22 protein-coding genes, 3 tRNA genes, 1 pseudogene and 1 riboswitch are annotated in these 24,753 nt (G+C 32.9%); of the genes and pseudogenes, 4 read left to right on the top strand and 22 right to left on the bottom strand.

Going from position 1 to position 24,753, the window contains the following annotated elements:
- Nucleotides 1-133: 133 nt before the first annotated feature.
- The 3 genes from BUA97_RS08995 to BUA97_RS08985 all read right to left on the bottom strand — a co-directional run bounded on the left by BUA97_RS08995 (nt 134) and on the right by BUA97_RS08985 (nt 2,120).
- Nucleotides 134-1,012, bottom strand: coding sequence for a DMT family transporter (locus tag BUA97_RS08995; RefSeq protein WP_072997518.1), 879 nt, complete (start codon nt 1,010-1,012; stop codon nt 134-136).
- Nucleotides 1,009-1,656: a leucyl/phenylalanyl-tRNA--protein transferase gene (gene aat, locus BUA97_RS08990; RefSeq protein WP_072997517.1), complete on the bottom strand. Its 648-nt coding sequence runs from the start codon at nt 1,654-1,656 to the stop codon at nt 1,009-1,011. Before aat ends, BUA97_RS08995 begins: the two co-directional genes overlap by 4 nt.
- A gap of 83 nt (nt 1,657-1,739) precedes the next feature.
- Entirely contained in the window at nt 1,740-2,120 is a 381-nt protein-coding gene (locus tag BUA97_RS08985) for a DUF3127 domain-containing protein (protein ID WP_072997516.1), read from the bottom strand.
- A gap of 164 nt (nt 2,121-2,284) precedes the next feature.
- Here BUA97_RS08985 and BUA97_RS08980 point away from each other — a divergent pair.
- The 3 genes from BUA97_RS08980 (at nt 2,285) to BUA97_RS08970 (ending at nt 2,575) form a co-directional block, all read left to right on the top strand.
- Nucleotides 2,285-2,366 (top strand) — tRNA-Leu (locus tag BUA97_RS08980).
- Between the two features lie 39 nt (nt 2,367-2,405).
- A tRNA-Gly gene (locus BUA97_RS08975) sits at nt 2,406-2,478 on the top strand.
- Nucleotides 2,479-2,491: 13 nt separating this feature from the next.
- Nucleotides 2,492-2,575: transfer RNA gene (locus tag BUA97_RS08970), tRNA-Leu, on the top strand.
- 387 nt (nt 2,576-2,962) lie between these two features.
- Here BUA97_RS08970 and BUA97_RS08965 read toward each other — a convergent pair.
- The 10 genes and pseudogenes from BUA97_RS08965 to BUA97_RS08920 all read right to left on the bottom strand — a co-directional run bounded on the left by BUA97_RS08965 (nt 2,963) and on the right by BUA97_RS08920 (nt 13,475).
- Nucleotides 2,963-3,586, bottom strand: a complete 624-nt coding sequence (locus BUA97_RS08965; protein ID WP_072997515.1) for an FRG domain-containing protein — start codon at nt 3,584-3,586, stop codon at nt 2,963-2,965.
- A 591-nt stretch (nt 3,587-4,177) separates the two neighbouring features.
- Nucleotides 4,178-5,482 (bottom strand): voltage-gated chloride channel family protein, encoded by a 1,305-nt coding sequence (locus BUA97_RS08960; RefSeq protein ID WP_175546187.1) that lies wholly within the window; start codon nt 5,480-5,482, stop codon nt 4,178-4,180.
- Between the two features lie 31 nt (nt 5,483-5,513).
- A riboswitch (Fluoride riboswitch) is annotated at nt 5,514-5,579 on the bottom strand.
- Nucleotides 5,580-5,599: 20 nt separating this feature from the next.
- Nucleotides 5,600-6,064 carry a hypothetical protein gene (locus tag BUA97_RS08955; protein ID WP_072997514.1) on the bottom strand — a complete coding sequence of 155 codons (465 nt, stop codon included), beginning with the start codon at nt 6,062-6,064 and terminating at the stop codon, nt 5,600-5,602.
- 29 nt (nt 6,065-6,093) lie between these two features.
- Complete coding sequence (locus BUA97_RS08950; RefSeq protein WP_072997513.1) at nt 6,094-7,059, bottom strand: WD40 repeat domain-containing protein; 966 nt, start codon at nt 7,057-7,059, stop codon at nt 6,094-6,096.
- A 61-nt stretch (nt 7,060-7,120) separates the two neighbouring features.
- Nucleotides 7,121-8,104 (bottom strand): YeiH family protein, encoded by a 984-nt coding sequence (locus BUA97_RS08945; RefSeq protein ID WP_072997512.1) that lies wholly within the window; start codon nt 8,102-8,104, stop codon nt 7,121-7,123.
- 77 nt (nt 8,105-8,181) lie between these two features.
- Nucleotides 8,182-9,075 carry a LysR family transcriptional regulator gene (locus BUA97_RS08940; RefSeq protein WP_072997511.1) on the bottom strand — a complete coding sequence of 298 codons (894 nt, stop codon included), beginning with the start codon at nt 9,073-9,075 and terminating at the stop codon, nt 8,182-8,184.
- 317 nt (nt 9,076-9,392) lie between these two features.
- Nucleotides 9,393-9,809, bottom strand: a pseudogene (locus tag BUA97_RS08935) (IS3 family transposase); the annotation flags it as partial.
- Between the two features lie 763 nt (nt 9,810-10,572).
- Nucleotides 10,573-12,207 carry a hypothetical protein gene (locus BUA97_RS08930; RefSeq protein ID WP_072997510.1) on the bottom strand — a complete coding sequence of 545 codons (1,635 nt, stop codon included), beginning with the start codon at nt 12,205-12,207 and terminating at the stop codon, nt 10,573-10,575.
- Nucleotides 12,208-12,211: 4 nt separating this feature from the next.
- Nucleotides 12,212-12,853, bottom strand: a complete 642-nt coding sequence (locus BUA97_RS08925) for a hypothetical protein (RefSeq protein WP_072997509.1) — start codon at nt 12,851-12,853, stop codon at nt 12,212-12,214.
- A gap of 67 nt (nt 12,854-12,920) precedes the next feature.
- Complete coding sequence (locus BUA97_RS08920; RefSeq protein WP_084081296.1) at nt 12,921-13,475, bottom strand: hypothetical protein; 555 nt, start codon at nt 13,473-13,475, stop codon at nt 12,921-12,923.
- Nucleotides 13,476-13,650: 175 nt separating this feature from the next.
- Here BUA97_RS08920 and BUA97_RS08915 point away from each other — a divergent pair, with 175 nt between their 5' ends.
- Nucleotides 13,651-14,046, top strand: a complete 396-nt coding sequence (locus BUA97_RS08915) for a helix-turn-helix domain-containing protein (RefSeq protein WP_072997507.1) — start codon at nt 13,651-13,653, stop codon at nt 14,044-14,046.
- A 136-nt stretch (nt 14,047-14,182) separates the two neighbouring features.
- On the opposite strand, the gene BUA97_RS08910 is transcribed toward BUA97_RS08915, so the two are convergent.
- From BUA97_RS08910 to BUA97_RS08870, 9 genes are all read right to left on the bottom strand, one after another.
- Nucleotides 14,183-16,015, bottom strand: a complete 1,833-nt coding sequence (locus BUA97_RS08910; protein WP_072997506.1) for an ATP-dependent helicase — start codon at nt 16,013-16,015, stop codon at nt 14,183-14,185.
- Nucleotides 16,008-17,744, bottom strand: a complete 1,737-nt coding sequence (locus BUA97_RS08905; protein ID WP_072997505.1) for an ATP-dependent nuclease — start codon at nt 17,742-17,744, stop codon at nt 16,008-16,010. Before BUA97_RS08905 ends, BUA97_RS08910 begins: the two co-directional genes overlap by 8 nt.
- 311 nt (nt 17,745-18,055) lie before the next feature.
- Entirely contained in the window at nt 18,056-18,694 is a 639-nt protein-coding gene (locus BUA97_RS08900) for a hypothetical protein (protein WP_072997504.1), read from the bottom strand.
- Nucleotides 18,695-18,719: 25 nt separating this feature from the next.
- Nucleotides 18,720-19,865 carry a relaxase/mobilization nuclease domain-containing protein gene (locus tag BUA97_RS08895; RefSeq protein WP_072997503.1) on the bottom strand — a complete coding sequence of 382 codons (1,146 nt, stop codon included), beginning with the start codon at nt 19,863-19,865 and terminating at the stop codon, nt 18,720-18,722.
- Nucleotides 19,858-20,307 carry a plasmid mobilization protein gene (locus BUA97_RS08890; RefSeq protein ID WP_072997502.1) on the bottom strand — a complete coding sequence of 150 codons (450 nt, stop codon included), beginning with the start codon at nt 20,305-20,307 and terminating at the stop codon, nt 19,858-19,860. Before BUA97_RS08890 ends, BUA97_RS08895 begins: the two co-directional genes overlap by 8 nt.
- A 147-nt stretch (nt 20,308-20,454) precedes the next feature.
- Nucleotides 20,455-21,333 carry a toprim domain-containing protein gene (locus tag BUA97_RS08885; protein ID WP_072997501.1) on the bottom strand — a complete coding sequence of 293 codons (879 nt, stop codon included), beginning with the start codon at nt 21,331-21,333 and terminating at the stop codon, nt 20,455-20,457.
- 265 nt (nt 21,334-21,598) lie between these two features.
- Nucleotides 21,599-22,837, bottom strand: a complete 1,239-nt coding sequence (locus BUA97_RS08880) for a primase-helicase family protein (RefSeq protein WP_072997500.1) — start codon at nt 22,835-22,837, stop codon at nt 21,599-21,601.
- A gap of 83 nt (nt 22,838-22,920) precedes the next feature.
- Nucleotides 22,921-23,196 carry a helix-turn-helix domain-containing protein gene (locus BUA97_RS08875; protein WP_072997499.1) on the bottom strand — a complete coding sequence of 92 codons (276 nt, stop codon included), beginning with the start codon at nt 23,194-23,196 and terminating at the stop codon, nt 22,921-22,923.
- Between the two features lie 297 nt (nt 23,197-23,493).
- Nucleotides 23,494-24,723 carry a site-specific integrase gene (locus tag BUA97_RS08870; RefSeq protein WP_084081295.1) on the bottom strand — a complete coding sequence of 410 codons (1,230 nt, stop codon included), beginning with the start codon at nt 24,721-24,723 and terminating at the stop codon, nt 23,494-23,496.
- Between the last annotated feature and the right edge of the window lie 30 nt (nt 24,724-24,753).

Below are 24,753 nucleotides of genomic sequence, written 5' to 3'. Positions count from 1 at the left end.
CGTTTCTTTTTAGGAGCCGGGAACCTGCTGTCCACTATATCTTTTTTTGCCTAAGCTTTTCCAAACCAAAAAAAAGGATGCCGTTCCCATCAGGGCTATGGCTTAGAATATCTGACATAAATCTTCTAAAAATCTAAGACTTCGGCTTGCTTCTAAGAAAAATCAACCCGGCAAGAATAATTAATGCACCAACCGATTGTACGACCGTTAGTTTTTCTCCATCCAAAATTCCCCAAATAATTGCCACAATAGGCATCAGCAAAGTTACCGTAGAAGCAAAAAGCGGTGTAGAGATGCTAAGCAATTTATAATTCATCATCATTGCCAAACCAGTCCCGAAAACAGAAAGCATTGCCACAAAACCAAGTCCCTGCAAAGTTCCCTTATTCATCTCAAAATCTCGGAAGAATCCGGACAGCAACAGCGCAACCAACGATGGCAAAATCAGGACAAATGAAAATACAAAAGCCGACATAATGGTCGCAGGAACTTCATGAAGCCTGGATTTCACTGTCGTTGTACTGATGGCATACATTAATGTTGCCAAAAGCAATAATAAGATCGGAACAATTTTTAATTCGCCGCTGCCGCCACCTCCCAAGGCAAGAATGCAGGCACCGGAAAAACTGATCAGCACACCAAGAAGTTGCTTTCTGGATGTTGAAAATTTCCAAACCAGCGAGCCAACAATAATTACAAATATTGGCATCATCGAATTGATGATGCCTGCAATACTGCTACTGATTTGTGTTTCGGCGAGCGGAAACAGAAACATCGGAATAAAATTTCCCGAAACTGCTGCTATAATAAGCCATTTCAGATGTTTTCTCGGAAATTGTTTTATTTTGGAAATTGCGTAAGGCATCAGCACAAGCCCCGAAATCAATACTCTTAATGCACCAACTTCGTATGGATTGAAATGTTCCAGAGATTTTTTGATCAATATAAATGATGATCCCCAGATCACGGACAAGCCTATCAGGAGAATCCATTTCAGTTTTTCAGTTTTCAAGGTTTCTGTTGTTTTAAAATGGTGAGATAATCTTTTTTAGCTATCATCCTAGCACCAAGGCTTTCAAGATGGTCAGAATGAATCTGGCAGTCAATAAGCTGCCATTTTTTTTGATAAAGTTTTGTAAAATGAATAAACGCAGCTTTGGAAGCGTTAGAAACTTTGGAAAACATGCTTTCTCCACAAAATACATTGCCAACATGAACGCCATAAAAACCGCCCACTAATACTCCATTTTGCCAGGCTTCAAAGCTTTTGGCTTTGCCATAATGATGAAGCTTTACGAATGAGTCAATCAGATCTTCGTTTATCCAGGTTCCATCCTGTCCTTTTCTCTCAGCTATTTTGCAGTTACGCATCACTTCTTCAAAACATTTATTTTCTGTAAATTCAAAAACCTCATCCCGAAGAATTTTCTTCATTGATTTTGAAATTTTAATTTCATCCGGAAAAAGAACAAACCTCGGATCAGGGCACCACCAGAGGATTTCTTCTCCCTCATTATACCAAGGGAACAATCCCAACTGATAGGCAAACCACAGCCGCTCCGGTCTCAGATCACCGCCAGCCGCTATCAGTCCGTCTTCCGGGTTATAAAATTCCGGGTCAGGAAAAGAAATATCATCCGGATCAAGCCAAATCATCAGATATAAATTAATAGTATAAAATAATCCCTGCACTTTAAACTAAAATGCAGGGAGATTTATTTGATAATTATTCCTAGTTTTTAGAAAGGAAGGTCATCGTCTTCGTCCTCAGCAAAAACGTTTCTGTTCTCGGTAGCCGGTCCGTTTTGAGATGGTGTTGCTTCAGTTGGCTCATTAAAATCACTTGAACCTTCTTTTTCCATTCTCCAGGCTGTGATGGAGTTAAAATATTTCACATCACCTTGGGGACTTGTCCATTCTCTACCTCTGATATTGATATGAACTTTCACTTTATCACCAACTTTATATTGATTCAGAAGATCAACTTTCTCTGATAAAAATTCTATATTAATAGGTTGCGGATACTGCTCTTCTGTCAAAAGCACCATCTCTTTTTTTTGAAACCCGCTGTTAAAAGTTTGTAAATCAGAAATTTTCTTTATCGTTCCTGTTAATTCCATATATCGAAATATTTTTTAAGTTTGTAAAGGTAATAAAAAGTATCGATGTTGCTAAAATATGCCGGCAGAAAAAAAATAAAAAAATAATTGAAATTATTTTGGAGAGAACCGAAAAGTCTCTATATTTGCACTCACCAAAACAAAAGAAAAGAAGTTCTTATAATGCGGATGTGGTGTAATTGGTAGCCACGCCAGACTTAGGATCTGGTGCCGTGAGGCGTGGGGGTTCGAGTCCCTTCATCCGCACAAAACAGAGATTTCTAAATGATTTTAGAAATCTTTTTTGCGAAAATAGCTCAGCTGGTAGAGCACAACCTTGCCAAGGTTGGGGTCGCGGGTTCGAATCCCGTTTTTCGCTCTATTTCTACTTTGCCCTGGTGGTGGAATTGGTAGACACGCAGGACTTAAAATCCTGTATCCGCAAGGATGTACGGGTTCAAGTCCCGTCTGGGGTACTTAAAACTCTCTGTAACTACGGTTAACAGAGAGTTTTTTATTTTAAGGGGGAACAAAAGGGGGCAAGAAATTTTAATATTTAATTCGTTCTATTTTAAAATTTTTTATAAAACCTTTTCACTTATTTTTTCTCAATAATCTAGTGCATAATCTATATTTATAGATTTAGATATTTTCTTAATCAACAAGATCTCCAATGCAAGTTTACCTCTATTCTACTAGTTGCATAACGCCTGAGATTCGGATACCTGAATCATTAGTAAGTTCCTCATTACTATTTAACATAATGAAGATTATGTTATATTATTAGAAGAACTAAATTTGCTGAATGTTTGAAGTATTTAGACAATCGTTTTTTGAGATTTTATAATCAAGTAGTTAATCAATTATTCAAATAAACTATTATCAATTTTAGATGCACTAGAGTTCAAATCTGGATAAATCTTTGATCTTGAATATCCTAATTTTCTTAATTCTTTTCTTATCACGTGTTTTTTATCTTTCGGTATATCAATTTCAAAAAGGTTTTCATCATGTTTTATTTCTAAAAGTGGTTGTTTGAACATAATGAAACATCCATTTTGAGAGACAATCTTTTCGTTTAAATGGCTTGGTATTACAATAGTATATTTATCTATGCTTCTTATAAAAAGAAGAAAACCTTTTATATCCTTTGCAAAGTAGTTAGGAATTTCATCATTCACTCCGGTTTTAATTGTACTAAGCTTAGACCACTGATTTCTGAAACAAATTAATTGTCCATCAGTTTTATCATTTTCGCATGCAAAATATAAAGCTACTAGAGGATTAGTAGTAACATCTAAAAGTCTTGTTCTTAATCCGTGATGCTGGGCTAATATCATTAAATCGAAATAATTTAATTGCTCTTTATGAAATGGGGCTTTTTTAGCTTTAAATTCTGAAAGAGCCCACCATTCATATTGCTGTAATCCAATTGACTTGTGATACATTTCAGATATATCCTCGGCACCATCAAGTTTAAAAGCCAATCATTAAATTTTTTTTCATTTTTACCTATTGAGGGTTTAATAGTATAATCTTTATTGGAGTGCCCTCTAAAAAAGCTAAAATCACTATTTTCCTTTAATACTAAAGGTAAAAAGTCAAGTATTGAATTAATTATCATGATTCTTTAGTAATGTTTTATTCATAGTATTATCGTTTTTTAAGTTTTCATTAATTAGTTGCGATTAGTCAAAAAAGGATTTAGAGTTCAAATGGTTATTGTAAGATTTTCTAAAGAGGAAATAAAGTTCTGCATCAACATCTCTATCAAGATTCCCTAAAAAAATATATTGGTCAATTTTAGAATGAACATATGCTTGTATATGCACTGGTGATCATAATGGAATATCTTGTGGAAGATTTTATTATGCGGGATATGACCACTGTTTAAATATCCACTTTTTGCAGTAAAAATATTGGCTCGCTTGATAGAACTTTGCTTGGCCTTTTTCAAAAGATAATCTCATAAATTATTATTCCAAAGTCTTCTCCAAAAGTTCTGCCCTGCTACTGATTGTCCGTATCGGAAATATATTTTTACGATGGCTAAATTTTCTGTGTGCATTGTTTTAGTTTTAAAGTTCATTTAATCTTTTTCCTGTATAACTTCCAAACCTGTTGTGTTTAGGTTCGCCAATCATCTGTCTTCCATATATACTGCTATGTCCTGAAAATAAATAAGCAACTACGCACGAAATAGCGACATAAACGCTGCAATCGCTCCCGAAAAGTTCGATTGCCATCATACTGCAAGCCAACGGTGTATTGGTGGCTCCTGCGAATACCGATACAAAGCCCATTCCTGCCAAAAGCCCTTTTGGTAACGGAATAAAATAGCCCAATGCATTTCCCAATGCAGCTCCGATAAAAAATAATGGGGTAACCTCACCACCTTTAAATCCTGCTGCTAAAGTAACAATGGTGAAAATCATTTTTAATGCAAAATCGTAGGCAGGTAATTGCTGTTCAAAAGACGAAACAATAGTAGGAATTCCTAACCCAATATATTTTGTAGTTCCTAAAGTCCAAACAGCGGTTGCAACTAAAATACCTCCAACCAAAGGTCTTAATGGAGGATAAGAGATTTTTGTTTTAAAAATTTTGCTTACTTGATGAATGGTTTTGCTGAAAAGAGCAGCACATAGCCCGAAAGCTATACCCGCAGTAATTGCATAAAGACCATTTAAAAAAGAAAAATCAGGAATGGTCGGAATATGATAATGAGTATGCCCGGTTTTCCAAAGTTTAGTGACCAAGTCTGCGATGATTGCCGATGCAAATGCAGGAAAAATCGAATCATATTTAAGTCTTCCAATCAAAAAGACTTCTAACCCAAAAATGGTTCCAGCCAACGGTGTTCCGAATACAGAAGCAAAACCTGCGGCAATGGCAGAGATGATCAGAACTTTTCTTTCATTTGGATCGAGTTTTAGTGGTTTTGTAAATTGGTCGGCAATAGATCCTGCCATTTGTATTGCAGTTCCTTCTCTTCCAGCAGATCCTCCAAAAAGATGTGTCGCGAGTGTACCGAGATAAACAAATGGTGCCATACGAAATGGTATAATCTCTTTAGGGTCGTGAATGGTATCGATCAATAGGTTATTGCCGGCTTCTACTTCTTTGCCGAATTGATGATAGATGTATCCAATCACGAAACCGGCTATGGGAAGAAGGGCAATTAACAAAAGGTGATTTTCCCGAAAATCAGTAACCCAGCCTAATGTTTCTAAAAATAATGCGGACGCAGTTCCGATGCAAGATCCAAGAATAAGGCTAATCAATAACCATTTGATGACATAGGGAAGGGTTGGGTAAGCTCTAAAAAATACTTTTGTTCTAATAAGCGATCTCTGCCCTTTAGATTTTTGATAATGACGCATAATATATCCTGATTAAATGTTGAACATTCAATTTTAATCAGGCGCCATCAGCTTTTTAGGGCGGTTGGGTAAGGGAGACACCATTCCCTTTTTTTTAATAATCAAAGATAATAAAAATCAATGACCTAAGACATAGTCTTTAAGAATTTCTGCTATTCCGAGCTCACAATTGATTCTGTTTCTTTCACTCATTGCAGGGAATGGAACACTTTTGATAAATAAGACTTCTGATAATTTTGCTCTTTCTATAGCCATTAAAACAAATTTTTCAATATCTTTCATTATAATGATAATACATTTGGGACGGTGTGTTCTTAATCTTTTCGAAAGCGAGTCAACATTTTCAGAACGTTGTTTATTTCTGATTGTCATATCCTTTCTGTCAATTTCTTCAGTCACCAAATATTCAATTTTGCATTTTATTTCCTCAAAAAATGCTAAAAAATCAATATCAGTTTCAAAGTTACCAAATTGCATTTCAAAGGCTGACTTTACGCACCTGTACAAAGGTGTATTGCATTTGTAAAAAGATTTTGTATCAGAAGATTTTGCTTCAGTGATCAGTAAGATTTCTGTTGCCATTTCAAACATTAATATTTATTATCACCTGATCATTTCATTGACTGAACGATCTTATAGTTAGCCATACTGACCTTATCCACGCTTAGATCGTTGTTCAATACATAAAAGAACTTCCCGTTTTTTGAAAAAACTATGGCTTGTCTTGGTTCTTTAAAACCTTTGATAGTTTGGACATTCTTATTGGTTTTAACATCGACCACTGAAATAGTATTATCGATCTTGTTACCACTCAGCACAAGTTTTCCGTCCGGTGACAGACTTGCTCCATAATTGTCCTTACCAACCTGAATACGATGAATAATGTTTTTGCCGGCTATGTCCACCATAAGCAGCTCATTTGTTCCACTGTTCGCTGCATATAAGGTTTTACCGTCTTTACTGATCGAGATTGCCCGGATCTTTTTGAAGCCTTCCATTTCTCCATCTATTTTTAGCGTTTTAACATCAACAATCGTTATATGGTCGTTTCCAAAATTGGTCACATAGAGCTTTGTGTTATCAGGATTAAATTTTACTCCCTGTCTGGGCTGATGGAAGCCCGTAATGATATTCTTGACCTCAGATGTTCCTGGATTGACCAATGTTACCGTATTGGCTGCTTCATTGTTGATAAACAGCTGTTTTCCATCGTTTGAGATAGCAGTTCCAAAGGCACCATAGCCAACCGGGTATTTTTTAATCAGCTGATAATTGTCAGAATCATAAACCATCAGATATCCAAGACTACTATCGGTAATGTAAATTAGCTTTCCATCCGGAGAGAAAAGAATATTTCTGGGATTAACAAAGCCTTTGATGGTGGTTTTTAACTCGGCTTTGGATAGGTCATAAATTTTAATTTCTGTAGAATCGCTGTAAGATGCCACCGCTATTTTTTCATCAGGGCTAACTGCAAGTGAATTATTTTTAATATCCCCATCGAATGGAACTTGTGCGAATGCTTTTATCGTAAAGCTCAGAACTATCAGTGAGATTTTAAATCGTAATGATTTCATATTATTTGTTGTTTAGTAAAGTATAATATTAATTTGTTCAAATACATTAAGCAATAAATCTTTAACTGGCAAAAGAAGTGACCGCCCATAATGCAGCAGCAGAAATGATGCCCCAAAGTACAACGCCCTGAATTAAAGGTCTAAAACCAACGCTCATCAGTAATTTTCTGTTGAGACCGCAGCCAATTAAAAATAAAGTTAAGGTCAGCCCTGCTTTGGCAATCCCTGTAAGATAATGACTGAAATTCTGCACAAAGGGAATATAGGTGTTGGCGATCATAGCCAAAATAAATAAACCTATGAAGTAAGGGATCTTTACTTTACTGCCTTTGTTTTTGAAAAGAAATGTAGACAGAAATGCCACAGGAATGATCCATAAAGCGCGGGCTAACTTCACCGTAGTTGCCACTTCCAAAGCCTGAGCTCCATATTTGCTTGCCGCTCCCACTACTGAACTTGTGTCGTGAATGGCAATGGCACTCCATAAACCAAATTGGGTCTGAGACAAATTCAATGCGTGACCGATCATTGGGAAAATAAAGAGTGCAACTGAGTTAAGGATGAAAACCGTACCCAATGCTACTGAGATCTGCTTTTCTTCGGCTTTGATGACAGGAGAAATGGCTGCAATGGCGCTGCCTCCGCAAATAGCTGTTCCTGCAGAGATGAGATAGGAACTCTTTTTGTCGATCTTAAGAAATTTTCCCATCAAATATCCGATCACCAGTGTTCCTATGATGGAAACTATGGTAAATACTATCCCTTCCTTGCCCGCTTTCATTGCGCTGGTTACATTCATTCCAAAACCTAATCCTACGACTGAGACCTGCAACAGGATATGTGTTGCCTTGTGGTTAAGGTGCAGATAAGGATGACCAATGAACTGTGCAACGATGAGTCCCAAAAGCAAAGCAACAGGAGGGGATACAAAAGGAGAGAGGCATAATACAACGAGTACGAAAAAAATAACTTCTCTGGCTGTAATGCTTTTTTCTAAGAATCTTCGTAAAGACTTTTTTTCTGTGTTATTTTGATGATCTTGCATAATATGATTCTTTAATTTTATAGTACAAAATTCATCATATCATCAGTGAAAAAGAAATCAAAATAAATAATCTGTCATTACTTAAAGTTATAGCTAAGTGCGAATTTTATAAATAAATCGGAAAGACTTTCACCTTCACCCTGCGTTCGAATGAAATTGAATTCCCTCTCGACAGTAAGCCCTTTCACATCCACCACGGTACATTCGTTATTTTTAAGTTCTTTGAAAATGGAATATATGGAAAGAAAAGCCAAAGCTTCAGAATTGAGTAAATACATTTTGATGCTCTCCGAACTGTCCAACTGCATCTCCAAGTTGAGATCACTTATTTTTATACCAGCTTGTTTAAGGGCGTGTGCAATGACTTCCAAGGTTCCGGAACCCGGTTCACGTAAAAGAAAACTATACTTTATTATATCTTCTATTTTTACAGATAATTTTTTTGATAGAGGATGTCCTGATTTTCCAACAAGTACCAATTCATCTTTAACGAAAGGAGTATATTTAAATATTGTATTTCTTGATCTACCTTCAATAATTCCAAGGTCGATATTTTTATTTTGCAAAGCTTGCTCAATCTGTTCTGTGTTTCCGGTAACCAACTGCACTTTTATACTGCCGAACTTGTGATGAAATGCAGCCAATATAAGAGGCAGCAGATATTGTGCAACGGTAGTACTTGCACCAATACGTATCGCTCCTGCTTTATTTTGAGTAAAAGCATTCAGTTCAAATTCCATATTTTGGTAGATGGCAAACACTTGTTCCGCATACTGAAGCAAAGTTTCTCCGGCTGGCGTTAGTTTTATCTTTGTTCCGTTTCTGTCAAAAAGTTTAACCTTGAAATAGTTTTCAATCTCTTTGATATGCTTCGTAACGGCAGGCTGTGTAATGTAAAGTTCTTCCGAGGCCTTGGTGAAGTTGAGCCTTTTTGCTACGGCAAGAAATACTTTCAATCTGAAATCGAACATCTGCTATTTTATTTTCTTTGAAATGTACAAAATAAAAAATTCTGAACTGTATTAAAAGGAGTGGAATGGTCGATATATTGAAAACTAAATTGCTTAAAAGAATCCTTAAAAGCATCTTTCAGTGATTTGTCTGTATATTGCTTTATTTCAAATCCGCTACATTTGGTCGGGCCTTTATCAGAGAATGTTCCGATAATCAAAAATCCATCCTGACTGATTGCCCTTTCAGCAATTGAAGTGTATTTTATTATATATTCTTCATCAGTTAAAAAATGAAAAGCTGCTCTGTTAGACTGCAGCCAAAAGTTTAGACAAAATTAAACAATATTATTAAAGGAAAGATTTCGGTACTGTACCGGACTCTTTCCTTTAATATTAAGCCTTATTCGGTCATGATTGTAATAATTGATATACTTTTTTATTTCTTTTTTCAATTCCTCGATAGTTTTAAATTTTCTTGTGTAAAACATCTCAGATTTTAATGTTCCGAAGAAGTTTTCGATGATTGCATTATCCAGACAGTTTCCTTTTCGGGACATACTCTGGATCATTCCTTTTTCTTTTAACAGGTGCTGATAGGCTTTCATCTGATATTGCCAACCCTGATCCGAGTGAAGAATGATGTTTTCCGTATTCTTTATTTTTCTAAAACTCTTTTTCAGCATATTCACAACCTGTGCAAAAACAGGTCTCTCAGAGAATTCATAACTGATAATTTCTCCGTTGAAAAGATCATTTTTGGAGAAAACTTTTTTAAACAATTTTATTGCTCAGGGTTTTCATCCGGAAAACTGCCAGCACTAAAATACAAGCCTATTTAACCTTTTGCCTTTTTGATTAATTTCTCTTTGCTATCTTTGACCTTACTAAAAGTAAGTTTGCTAAATTCCTCCAGCTCCTCTAAAAAAAATCAATGCTCAAACTTCCAAAGTCAAAATATTTTCTGAAAGGACATAAATTATCACTTCTCTGTAATTCATATTAATAAAGGCTTTACAGATTATTTCATAACTTTAAATAAAGTTGTGATGCACTATTTATAAAGTGAAGATAAATTTTCGCAATACCGTCTGTTCTGCAAGATATCGACACCCGTTAAAAAACTCTTTTAAACCAAAATATCTTGATATATGCCACAAAAAAAGCCCCTCGCAGTGCGAGAGACTTTGTCTTCGATTACGAAGGTAAGGAATACTTTAATACAAAGCAAAAGCATTGATTTTAAAATTAAAATCCACTATAACACTATTTACGGGCTTACTATTAAGTTCTTATTTTTTTACACCTTCAGTTGTATGTTTTGTTGATCACTTGATACCATAATATTCAAATAGAGAAGATTTAAGCTACTTCTTAACGCAATTTTACACATCCTTTTCTGTCTCTCCCATTATTTTCACCTCTTTTTGTGTATAATTAAATCTATGGTCAGTTTGAGCTGACTTATATGATTCCTGAAAATTGAAAATCGGTGATCACTGCCACCGATTTTTACATTCAATTACTACATATGTAGTTCAGCTGTAAATTTTTCAAAAATCCTTCTTTTTTGACCAATTCATCAAGTTCATTCATCAGCTTTTCCACAAGAATTTTCATTTGATCCACTACTTCCTTATCAAGACAAGTAAACTTATGGCGCAGAATCTTATGATATTCCAAAGTGGGGATAAGTTTAAGCAGGAATCCATCAAACAAATCTTGATGGCGTTTCATATCGGGATTGGCATACAAACATAGATGCCACAATGCTTGAAAGGACAAATAATTGGGCATATAGCAAAGCTTGACAAAAATGTAGGTTCTGCAAAACGAAAGGAAGAATAGAGCGAAAAGATATGGTACTCCCTGATGGTTTTCGTTTTCGTTCCCAACCATACTCAAAAACTGCAAGCCATTGCCTTTTGCTGATTTGTAATAGCAATCCAAGTCTTGATGCTGATGATGGGGAAATTCCCAATGTGGCTCGGGATGATAAGGATTTGAAGCATAAATCCTGTTTTTACCTTGTATAATATTTGCAAAGAAATTTTGATACTTGTATAGGTGTTGCTGAATCCAATTGCGGTCGTGGCTGATAAGTACAAAATCATATTGTTTCCCAGCTTTACTTTTAAGATAATATTGTTTCTCTCTTAGTCTTTCATTACTCACGTTAGGAGCGATTATAAGCAGATAATAGATGATATTTTTTCCATAGATGGCTCTATGAAACAGATAAACCTCTTCTGTATTTTCCAACTTTATAATGATTCCCACTGCCTTATCGAGAATTTTATCATTGTGATCCGCCAAAACACTTGATATTTCATATGATACCGCAATGTCACGAGGTGATTTTTTGATCTGTTTTTTCAATTGGTCTAAACGTATTTCTATCATATTGAAAAGACTTTCTTCTGCAATACTAATGGCTTCAAAGAATTCGTTGTCATACATAAGTTCATCCTCACGAGCTGACCTTCTTGCTTTCTCGAATAAACTGATCAGATGATACTCCTTGCTATTTTGTTTTACAAAATATTTTTGAATCTCAGGTGCGTATTGTATTAAATGATAGATACGCTCGTGCAGGTTGTTTGAATCAGAAGAAGATCCTGTATATAGGTTTTCCAGATATTCCAAATCATACCTAATGACCTTTTCGTAGCTGAGAAAAACACTTACAAACGATTCATTCTTAATAAATTCACGGGTTTGAGACAGCAATATATTGTGATCGTGGTAAAATATTTCCTTATAATTTTCAAACTTTTTATTAAACTTCTTCCAATTTCTGTCAATCAAAAGGTGATTTCCAAACTGCTCATTTTGATAGATCAAGGCTGATGGTTTGCAGTAAAATTCGACAAAGGGATGTCCTGAATCAAACTTTTGATGGAGTTGAGTATTGTAAAAAAAATGTATGTGTACTTTATGTTCAGAGTAGACTTTTTTAATCCAGTGTTTTTGTTTTAGCTTATCAATATCATTTTTGTTTTCCAAATGTATAATTAGATGGGAATCCTGAGAATGTACACCTTTATTATAAAAGATCTGAATGATAATGTAATCTCGGCTAAGCTGTTTGATAGCATCTTCTAAAAATTCGTTTTCGAGTTTTGAGAATGAAAGTTGATTTGAAGTTTTCATTTTATTACATTTTTGAGTTGTGATTTTCGATATTAAAGTAGAAGTAAATAGCCTCAAGAAAGACACGGATTAAGGAGAACCACATCATTAAATCAATATGCTCATGCAATTCTTTATCTTTCTCAAGTTTCAGAATATCATTGATAGTAAAATCTGTATTTCCAATCTTCTCAAGGAATTTTTGGTAGTATTCTTCGCCAATAACAGAAAGTACACTAAGAAAAAGTTCTTTTAAATAATCATCCAAAGGAATTGAACTAATGATATAGTTTTCGGCTTGATATGAATTACTATTTTCAGTTTCCTTCAAAGGAAGGCTATTGCCAAATTCATCTATAAAATCTGTAAAACCTGAGACCAAAAATTGCACGCAGGTAAGTAATCCCGCAATCTTTAAACTATGTGGGTCAATATTTGGAATTTCAACGTTTCCTGAAAACATTTCTTTGATACTATACTTTTGTATCAATTTAGGATATCGGTCAAAAAGTACATTTATGTCTTCACTTCCCAATTTATCCATAAGTATATAAATGCCTTTATTAAGTTCATCTATCTGCCTCTCGTCTGACAACAATTTAAAAGTTACATTAACCTTTTCCATCGAGTCTATGATTCTTCCGATCGTTTTTTCTTTATCTCTCATATTAAAATTTTTAGTGAAATAAAGTTGCTCAGTAATTGTCAGGTATCTAATGCTTTCAAGGGATAAATTATTCTGAGGACGTGGGTTTTTTATCTTTTATTTTCTTTAAGCCTCTTTCACGAATGATTTGTGCTGAATCAAGCATTTTATTAAGATGGATAAAAAGAGTAATGATATTTGCTTCGGGTTCATCAGAATATGCACCTAATGAAAAATAAACAATCTGCGTATTGAAATACTCAAATTCCTGCAAAGTAAATTCTTTGAAAGCTTTCTCAAAAACAAGAAATGGATTTCTATATTCTTCATCCGAAAGCGAACCTTGAAGTAATCTGGATGGAAACTTTGGGGGACGTTTCACTTTCCATCTTTTTGCTTTGAATTGTAATACATAACTTGCCCTAATAAATGAGCGCATACAGAGGTAATAATGAAAGATGAGCGAAGGATCATTCTTCATCAGGACTTCGCATTTCGTTGAGTAATTAATCACGTCATTTAGTCTTTCTCTTACAGCGGACAGAAAATCCATTTGAAAAAATGCATCTATCAATGTCAAACAAGAATGCTTTTGATGACTGTCCCAGAACTCAGCTTCAAAGTCTATTTTTTTATTTTTCATAATAATTATATTTTTATTGATACGAATTACTATCATCAAAAGTGGATAATCAATACAGAAATTGGATATTATATCTAGTGAAATTGATATCTTACAGGATAATTTTTTAACTTTACAATTCAGACGATTTAATAGAAATGGCTTTATCTTTAAGCCTTTAAATTTGATAACCGCTATGGAACAGAAAATACATCAGGGAAGAAATGTAAAACGCTTTAGAGAGATGCTAGGTATCAAACAAGAAGCTTTAGCTCTTGATTTGGGTGATGATTGGAATCAAAAGAAAATTTCTTTGCTTGAACAGAAGGATGTGATAGACGAAAATCTATTAAAAGCAATTTCTAAGACTTTAAAAATTCCTGTTGAAGCATTTCAAAATTTTGATGAAGAACAGGCTGTTAACATTATAGCAAGTACATTTAATGATAACGCAACAGGTGTAATTGTTAACAATTATAACCCTATTGAAAAAATCATCCAGCTTCACGAAGAAAAAATCGCATTATATGAGCGAATGTTGAAAGAAAAGGACGAAATGATGAACAGACTTCAAAATCATATCAATAGATAAAATATAAGTAATTCGGGATAATTACTTTTTCATTTTTATATGGAAGGCTCAACGTCAAGTTGAGCCTTTTTTTTAAATTAAGTAATTAGTATATAATAAACTAAAGTCAAATTTATCAAGTTGTCCGAATGTATTTTTATTGTTTAATAAATACTTTCAAAAATCTAGAAATTGATCTTGACTTATTATCACCCCAAGGCATTTTTCTTATTGCTGGATATGAGAGATAAAGAAACCTTTTTGCTCTGGTAAAAGCGACATACAAATTATTTTTTTCTTGATTTAATTCTTCTCCGCCCTTTTCAATGGCTAAGTAGTAGGGAAAAGTACCATCATCTAAACCAATAAGAAATACAATTTCAGATTCTTGTCCTTTCATTGTATGTACAGTGCTAATACATACACCATCTTCCTTCACATTCTTTAAAACCGTTCCTAACGAAATTGCATTTTTAAAGCCAGTAAGTGTTGGTTTTAAATTATTAATTGAATATGTCTTCCAAAGATTCTTAAAACCTTCTACCTCATTTGCAATTTGAAGTTGATCTTCTTCATTGAATAAATTATTTTCTTTAATAAAATTTTCAATCTGTTTTATTGAACCTTTCATATTATCTCCGGTCAAATGATCTACAATATTTTTAACAAACGAGAAAAAACTATATTTTGAGAGTTCAATTTGATATTCATCATCAAAATCATCAATCTTCAACAAACTTTTAAGTTTTCTTGTATGGATTTTATCGGATGGATTAATTTTAATTCTAAAGTAATTATCAAAAACCTTCATAAAAGTTGTTTCAAACTTCACTCCATTATTTCCTGATTTAAAATAATACGGTATTTCACTACTAATCAGTTCTTCTTCAATATGTTTAAATACAAATCTATTTCTTCCCAGAATTGCAATCTTAGTGTAATCAATTTCTCCTTCAATATCAGAATGTAGTTTCTCATTTATCAATTCCTTAATTTTACTTACAACAAATTTTGCTTCATCTAATTCATTGGAGCTACGCTGAATTTCAAATTTACCTTCTATTACGTGATTTACAGCCTCAACATTTAAGTCCATTAATTTATTAGCAGCCTCAATTACTTTTTTTGAGCATCTATAGTTTTCATCTAAAGTAATTTTCTTTGCTTTGAAGTCCTCAACAAATAAGGTTTGCATATACTTTGGTGCTGATCCATTGAACCCATAAATAGATTGATTAGGATCTCCGACAATCATTATATTATTGATAACTTTACTACACAATGATTTCAACAAATAGTATTGAGCTTTATTTAAGTCTTGCCCCTCATCAATAAAAATATAATTATATGCCTTCGAATAAAGACTACGAGCAGCTTCATTATTTATAAATAGTTTGTAAATCAATAAAATTAAGTCATCAAAATCTATTGCATTATTAGACCTTAGATTATCTTGGTATTCATTGTAAAGCATTAAGAAATGTTCTTCACCGTCGTCAGTGATTAACTCTTCAGGCTCAGCGAGCTCTCTTTTAACTTCAGAAATAAAACTTAGCACTCTAGATTTATATGAAGATCTTTCCTTTGAGTCCATTTCTTTATACAGCGGTGTGAAATAGGGGATCGATTTTATTACATCTTCCACAATTTCAATTCTATCACTTTCATCTTCAAAAATATGTGGCATTTTTTGAAATCCTAAAAGTTTAAATCTAGCTTCCAATATTGATTGACAAAAAGAGTGAAATGTACCTACAAAAACATTGTTGTTTTTAATAGTATCTAAAGAAAGTCTATCTTTTAATTCCTCACTAGCCTTATTGGTAAATGTTATCGCTAAAATCTTCGAAGAATTATGATTTAGAAGCTGTTTAACACGCTCTGTCAATACTCTGGTTTTTCCGCTACCTGCACTTGCTTCGATTAAAAAAGCACCTTCTTTTAAATTTACAATTTCTGATTGTTTCTTTGATAAATTAATTTTATGCATTTGTGGCAGGATTTAAAATTAGGTTTATTTTATTAAATAATTCAATTACTTTTGAAGGTAAGAGTTTCTCAGATATCAACAATTGATCTGCAATTATTGGAGCGAATTGAGTTTTCATATTTGTAATGAGATCATAATAATCTGTATCAGCGATATTATTTAATTGTATTTGTTTTGCTGCCCTATGTTGATCATTTGAACATTTTTCTAACTCTATTTTATGATATGCTAACTTTACTTCGTCAAGATAGCCAGTAGTGCACAATTCTTTTTCAAAATCATTACCAGCAGTAACAAAAGTAACTTTAGTTGGGTCGTTTCTTTTAGAATTTGAAATTTGCCTTAAAACATCTGTATTAACATCTGGTTCATTATCACTAAAAATAAAATATTCAATATTAAACGATTCACAAAATCTTATAAATGGAAGGTATTTTGTATAACCACCAACACCTACAAAATTAACCCCTAATTCAACATAATCGAAACCAAAATATTTACTTACTAATATCGGAAGAGCTTGTTCCTCTGTTTCTCCTTCAAATAATACAACAACCTTAGAAAAATATAATTCTCCTCTTGTGTTAATTACCTGTCGCTGAATTTGTCTCAATTGCTCAGAATCGAAATCATCAATAATTAATTTTCCCACTTTAGTATTTTCACCTAGCTTAGTGATAGATCGAACCTCTTTTAATTCGGCATTTGAAGCAATATAATTAGAATGGGTTGAAATAACTTTTTGACCAGTCATATTTTTAATTTGTGAATACAATTTTTTCTGGGCATTCGGATGCAGATGGGATTCAGGCTCTTCTATCGCCAATATTGGGAAATAGGGTTTATCATTATCTAAGTAAAAATTTTGACTTAAATTTAAGAACGATTTAAGCACTAACATTGAAGACCAACTTCTTGTACCCATACCGTGATAATCCATTGAAAATTCTGAATAATTTATTCGAATACCCTTATTTAAATCTCGAACCTTTTTTGTGAATGGAGTCAATTGCACCGAATTATTAGGATTATCCATTGCAGTATCTAACTCCTCTAATGTCTCTTGCAAATTTGATAAGATATCAGAACTTCCAATAGTTGCATCGTTTAACTCAGAAATTAATCTTTCAATTTTTATTTTGTCTGCTGGTGTAAATTCTAGAGAAGATAATATGCGTCCTAAATATGAAGATTTAGATTTTATATCATCTAAAATATCTCTATTAGCATCGAGATAAAAAAAAGGAATTTCATCGAAATAAAAACTCAATTCATTTTCATACTGATGATCGAACCAGTGAGCACCATCATCAAAATATTCCTCCCATTGATCTATATAGTACTGTTTTTTTCTAAAAGTTTTATTGTGTTCTTTAATAATTGTCCGAAAAGCCATTATCTGGTTTCCTTCAGAACTTATCCCAATTCTGTCAGTTTTAAAAACGTCTGCCCAATCTTCAGTGAATTCGCTAGAGACTCTATCATCGGGAGATATCGGTACAAAGAGAATGTCAATGATTATTGTATCATCTATTTCATCATCCATATAACAGAAATCATCGTTCGAAATAAAATGAGTATTTGTTAATGCTAATTGTAAAGCTTTTAATATTGTGGTTTTGCCGGAATTGTTTGTTCCCACAAAAACAGTTGCATTTTCAAAATCAACTTCGATATTTTTAAAACCTCGAAATCCTTTTATTCTTATAGACTGTAATCGTATACTCATATGTAGATTTGAAAAATTTATAATTATTAGTTTAGTCTATAAATATACAAATCGAATTTTGAAGAAAAAAGAAAAGCATCTGATAATGTAATTTATCAGTATCAACATTATCATAATAATTATCATTATCATTTTAACCCTTAAATATCTCTCTTCCTACTGTTGTGTATTATTTCATTCGCACTGTTATCATTATACACATCAAATCTTAGCAAGGAGAAAAGTTAAGTGTATTTTTCAGAGTCGTTAAAGAATTTTTCACATTCAAAAAAATATTATTTTCTAACGCTGATAATTCAGAAATAATTTTCTTAATTATTTTCCTTGCTTGCTATAAATCCATCTTTAAACCTCAGAAAGTCTTCCGCTTTTTTGGGGTTGTTCTTAATCCACAATTGCATTAATTGAGTGTTTTCGCTCAAGATTTTAATCTCATTTTCATCGTAGATTTTTTTTCCTTCATCAGCAATTTCTTTTAAAATATCTTGACGTAGTTCACTTTTTGCTTTAATGCTTTCTTTATACCAATTGGTTGCGAAATTGATAGAAATAATCAACACCAAAACCGCAAAAATCGCTACTCCAATTCCGCTCCAAGTAAATTTCTCCATCCTTTTTGCTTGTTTTTGAAAAGTTTCCAAATAATGGCTGGTTTTTTGTGAAATAACAGCTTCTGTTATGGTAACAACATCTGCTAAATATTGATTTCTTGAAAGTTGTTCTTTTTCATAAAAAGCCAATACCTCATTAGGAATTCCTTTTACGACTTCAAAGTCTAATTGCAGTTGACCAATTGCTAATACCAGATCTTCAATGTCCGCTTTCACTTCCGCATTAGATTCCCTATTCTTGAAATTTGAAGCAATGTTATTTTCATTTGATCTTATAACGTTTTCCAAAAGTTCCATTCCGTTACTTTTAGATTCCTCATTTTGTTTTTGATTTTCCATTTTTTTGTTTTTAAATTGTTAAGGTTTATCTTGATTTTCGCTTCTTTTTCCAGAGCTCATCTTCGTCCTGAGAAACATAGGTTGGTTTAAGTAAATCGCCTAATAATCCACCTGCAATTTCTATTAAGCTTTCATTTGATGCTGATTCTCTATGAGTGTTTTGATGATTAACTTCATTATTACTATTTAATAATGTTACCAAATTACCAAGATCGGAATCTGTTTCAGAAAGAGAGAACCCGACATTTTTCCGGAAGAAGAATCCGTTTTTCTGTTGATTACTATCAACTTTATTGATCCACAGATTTTGAATTTCATTTTTTTGATTGGGTTTGAATTCTTCTTCATATTGGATCTTTACAGAAAATCCTTTTTGTTGTAGATTTTCCCGAAATTCCTTTAAGTTGGCAACGTTTTTATGTGCTTCCCTAACCGCTTTTTTCATTTCAAATACAGATTTTATCTCAGAAATTTTTAACAGATTCGAGATTTCAGACAATTTGTAACCTGCTTTATAAATTCTTTCTGTTTGATAATTTTTGTCCTTTTCCATCACAATTCGCATTCCCGAAATTCCGTCTTTGATATTTGAAGACAATTGAACTTTAAAACCTTTTTTCTTCATTTCTGAGATGAGATTATCAAAATTATCTTCTGACCTAATGGCTTCGGTCAAGCTTTTAAGCATCTCCGCTTTTTTCTGAATTCCAATTTCAACATCGGTTAATAATCCTTTCTCTTTACAGACTTCTCTGACCGCTTCACCGAATCTTCTTCCGATATCGTGAGCTTTCACGGTGCACTTTCCCGAAATATCAATCCTGTTGACAACAAAATGGATATGCTTATGTTTTGTACTGTTATGAATATCCAATCGGTATTGATTTTTGTTTGTCACACCTACTTTTGCAAGAGCTTCCATCGCAATTTGTTTAAATTCCTCATCCTTCAATTTTTTGCCAATTTCGTCCGGTTGAGAAATATAACCTGTCAATGCCCACTTCTTTACTTTTGGGTTTCGTTCAGCTACAGTTTTCATTTCGTAAAACTGACCTTCTGCAGTATCACTCAAAAGATAATTCGAAGCCACCATCTCTGCTGTTCCTTTATCGTTTGAATTGTATTCCAAAGCTATTTTTGTGATGGATCTTGTGGTTGCAGAATTATTCATTTTTCTTAGATTTTGAATATAAATATTGATGAATCAATTCGATCAGATTTTCAATTCTCAATAAAATTTCTTTCTTATTTTCAAAAACATTCCATTCCCGATTTCGCAAAAGATTCGTTATTTTTTTGAAATTGTTTCCAAATTGAAGTAAGACTTCATCAGTTTGAAATTCATTAATTTTTAGTTCTTTTTCGAACAAAACATTTCGAATATAGGTTGATAATTTTAACGGATATTTTTTCTGTTTTTGAATCAGGATTGCATATTCAGAATTGGTAATTCGTATTGAAATCACTTTATCCAGTTTTTTATTTTCTTTGGTCTTCAAACCGCCTTTCCTACCTAATTCCTTGAAATATTTTTTTCTCTTTTCCTGTGCAATCTTTGCTTCATTTTCTTTGGTGACTTGGTGTATAAATTCCTGTAAAAAGTCTTTTTCCATTGTATATATTTAATTGTGTTTCAAAACATTTCTGACGATAGGAAGAAATCAAAAATCCCAATTTTGCAATCAGCGGCTACGCTTATTGTAAACTTTGGGTACTTTTTGCACTAACATACCACCATATTTTACCTGTGTTTATTTTACTCACCTTCGCCTGTATTTCACTTGTCTTTCAGGTGATGGATTTTTGTGAATCATCCAATCATTTAAGTCTTTAAAATCTGAATATAAAATCCGACAATCTTCTGCGTTTTTATTTTCACTTCTAATAATTTCAACGGCACGATTTCCGGCTTCATCGTTGTCAAAATAAAGCTCAATATTATCATAAGCTTCTAGTGATTTTTTAATCTTTGAAATCATCGACACAGAATTCAAAATGAGATAATCGGCAGGTTCTTTTTCTAAAAAATTTTCTACATTTTTAAATGAAAGAAAATCGAAAAAACCCTCGAAAACCCGAATCGATTCTGATCCATTTTTTACTGTAGAAACATCTTTTTTACCCAAACAGATTTTAGAATATTTATTACGGATTTCATAACCGGCAGAATCGTTCTTGAAACCAATTCCGAAATAGTTTTTATCTTTCATTCGGTAATGAATTTCGTGTAAGAACTTAGTTTGATTTCCAACTTTTCTTTCTCTTAAATATTCCAAAAGTGCAGGATGCAGGATTTCATTCACATGAAGTATCTCATAATTTTTACTGGAGTTTTCGAACTTCTGATCAGGAATATTTTGATTTTGAAAAGAAGAAAAGTTTTGATTTTCTGCCCAAATTAAAACTCCATTTACTGAAGTGTTCAGATACTTCTTCATAAAGTCAGTATTATTTCCACCGATTCCTTCTGAAAATAAGTACCATTTGTTTAGACTTTTATTGATTTTAAAAGAGGCTTGGGATTCGCTGGCAAAGGGGTTGAGATACCAAGCTTCTTTTTCATTTTGTTTCGTGGGAAGGTGTCCGAGAGAAAGGAGGACTTCTTCCAACGATATGCTGTTAAATTGTTTGCAGTTCATTTTGTAATTTTTAATGTTTTTGGTGATAAATAGTAGGTGTCCTGTCGGTTAAAGCGGATAGGTTTGGTTTTGAATAATTTTTGATGAATTGATGAGAAAACCTTATAATTAATTGAATTATAATAATCTATGTTCTCATCAAACTCTCATCATCTCATCAAACTTGGAATATTCTTTTCATCAGTTCCTCATCAAAAATCAAGAGTTTAAAATTTGATGAGGCTTTTGATGAGATATAACTAATTGATTTTATTTTCATTATCTATTAACTCATCATTTCATCAAATTTTTGAATAATAAAATTCCTTTCTACTGTAAAATACCGCCCTGTTTTATTCTGCTGGTAAAAACTTCCACTATAATCTAGATCGTATTTGATGTAAGCCAATGAATTTTTTTGAGGTTCGAGTTTCCAGTTTTCTTTCATCAGTTTCCGGACATCATTGACTGTCCAGTATTGTTTGCTAAACATCTTACCAAGCATATTGAAAATATCCTGAGGAATACAATGGATCTTGCTGTCTTCGGTACTTTCGAAAAACTCATATAAAAGTTCGATTATCTTAGATTCCAGTTTATTGTTGTTTTTCCAAACCAATTTCTGAAGGGCTTTTGTTCTAATTTGGGAATCAGTGAACCACATTCTTGTCTCCTTGCGACTGTGAAAAGGTCTTTGGATTAGGTAACGTAGGAAATAGGGAATCTCCTTTTTTAGATTGTGTAGAAATTCAGTGTTCTCGCTTTTGATTGATCTCACTTTAATAATCCAGAATCGGATCTCATTTTCATCAATCTGAATGAAGTTATCTTCATTATTGGAACAGAGAATGAATTTTCCAAAGAATTCTACTTCTTCACGGTCTTTTCCTTTTGCCTCTTTCTTATCTTTATCAGTCGTGGAAAGATATTTTAAACGTTCTGTAATTTCCTTTTTATCAAAAAATACTTCATCAATAGCAACTATCAGCATTGATGTCCAATCCGAATTGAACTGACTGCTGAAGGAATCACCTTTTATGTAGGTCATATTTAGCCCAAAAATCGATTTCAGCCATTTAATGAATGTGGATTTTCCTGTAGATCTTTCTTTGCTGACCAAGCAAAGGATCGGGAGCATTTGTATTGGATATTGCAACAATATTTTAATATAGTCTAAACCCAGTTCCAACTGTTCTCCAAAAATATGTTCCATAAACTTCAAGGAAAATGGAATTTTTTCTTTTAAAGCTTCAAAGCTGATATTTTCTTCAACAGGGTGGTAAGGGATTTCATTATAAGTATTGTAGAATCCTTGAATGATTTGCTGGTATTGCAGATGAGAGGGGATGCAACAGAAACCATCGTACTTGGGAACTTTAGAAACATATACTTTTCCGTAATCGCTGATAATAGTCTCTCGATTCCATCGAACCAGAATCGAAATCTTGTCTCCTGAGATCAACGGTTTTTCAATTGTTTTATAGTAGGTTGTTCCTACTCTTAGATAAGGAATTTTTTCGCTCATTTTTAAAGGGATTGATTCCGTATAGAATTACGGAAAGGTTGAACAAAAGAAAGAATGCAACTTTCAATGAGAATTAGTTACACTTACTTTCTTCGATTTTTTCCGTATTCTAAAAGTTCTTTTTTGGAATAGTAATAGCGACCGCTAAAATTGTAGTAGGGTAGGCTTTTGTTTTTTCTCCAATCAATAATGGTTGGAATAGAAACGTGCAGGAATTTCGCAGCTTCAATCTGTGGGATAAGGTCTTCTGGTTGTTGCTCTGCTTTTGCGGGTAATGTGAATTCGGTTGCTTTCCTAAGAATGATTTCAACCGCCTTTTCCAAATCTCCTTTGGAATGGGAATAGAGTTGTATTGACATTTTATTGTATTTTAAATCGGTTTAAATTCAAATGCAATAATATCAATTTAACAACTGTAAATCAAATGGTTAGGTGTCGTCCAGATTCATCTAATCTAATCCAAACTAGCCCAAGTTTTATTTTTTTTAATCCAGATTAATCTAAATTATTCCAAATTAGACTTTTGAATAAAGTTGGAGTTTTAACTAAATTTAACTAAAAACAGCTCATTTTAATATAGTTTAACTTCTCTTTAGTTTAATTCAGGAATAAAGATTATTGGATATTATTTAAAATAAATCAAGTTATAAGACAAACTATCCCCACGCTTTGTCCATTTGTTCGTCTGTAAATGCTTCGGTTACTTTCATATACTTATCCAGAACAGCATCTTTCTTAATGTTGGCAATTTTCTTTATTGCTTTGGGCTCCATTCCCAATAGTAAAGAATTTGTGATAAATGTTTTTCTTGCGGTATGGCTTGTTATGAATTTACATTTGGGTTGTGTGAGTGATTTTTTCTTATTGCCAACAAACCAATGGGTTGTGAACGGTTGTGTGATTTCTGCTAATTCACAACAATCTTTAATGTATTCATTGAATTTTTGAGAAGAGATAATGGGTAATGGTTCATAGATCGTTCCTTTATATTTTTCCAAAATAGCTTTTGCATACTTATTTAGTTTGATAGCGTGATTTTGTGTTTTAGTTTTCTGAATAGAAAGAACTATATGGTCTTCAGAAATATTGGCTAAATGTAGTTTTGAAAGATCAGAGAACCGCAAACCTGTGAAACATCCCATACAATAGAAATCCCGAACGTGAGACAGTCGATCGCTGTCAAAATCTTTTTCGTATAGTTTTATCAACTCTTCAAATGTTAAATACACAATGTCAATGTCGTGTTCAACAGCTCTAAATTTCTCGAACTCCCTGTTTGCATTATATCCTTTTTCTGTTGCCCAGTTTAAAAATGACTTTAAAACCTTGATTACTTTAGCGAAATAATTTTGCTTCATCTTTTTTATTTCGTAAGAGTAATCTCTTAATGATTCAAAAAAATCTTCATCAACCTTATCAAAAGAAAGCGAAATTCCATTTTCCTTACAAAAGAATTCCAGATAGTTTTTTACAGTAGTTTGACCCTTGATGGTGTTCGGAGTTTTTATCAATTTTCCTTTGTCAATGTATTGTGTAAAGCATTTGAAAAAGTCGAATTCACTGGATGTTTCAACTTTTTCATTTGAATCAAACTTTTCAATAAACAAATCCTTTGTTGGTTCAAGCTTATTTGCTCTGAAATAAAGCGAAATGTCTTGAATTTTGGTTTCTATCTGTTGGAGTTTTTCATTTATTTCGTCATAGCCATAATAAGTATCTTTTTTTGAATTAGCTTTCACTCGATTGTTCTGCCAATCATTTAATTTGCAATTCAATCCAGTATTTCTTTTTATTATAGAGCTGTCAATTCTGAATAATATCCTAATTGGCATTAAACCGTCTTGACTTACTTTGTCCTTTCTTAATTCAAAATTGTACTTTATCATAAGTTGAAATAGATTTAAATAAATGTAAGG

The sequence above is a fragment of the Epilithonimonas mollis genome (assembly GCF_900142325.1).
Taxonomy (GTDB): domain Bacteria; phylum Bacteroidota; class Bacteroidia; order Flavobacteriales; family Weeksellaceae; genus Epilithonimonas; species Epilithonimonas mollis.
This window is presented reverse-complemented; position numbering and strand designations above follow the sequence as displayed.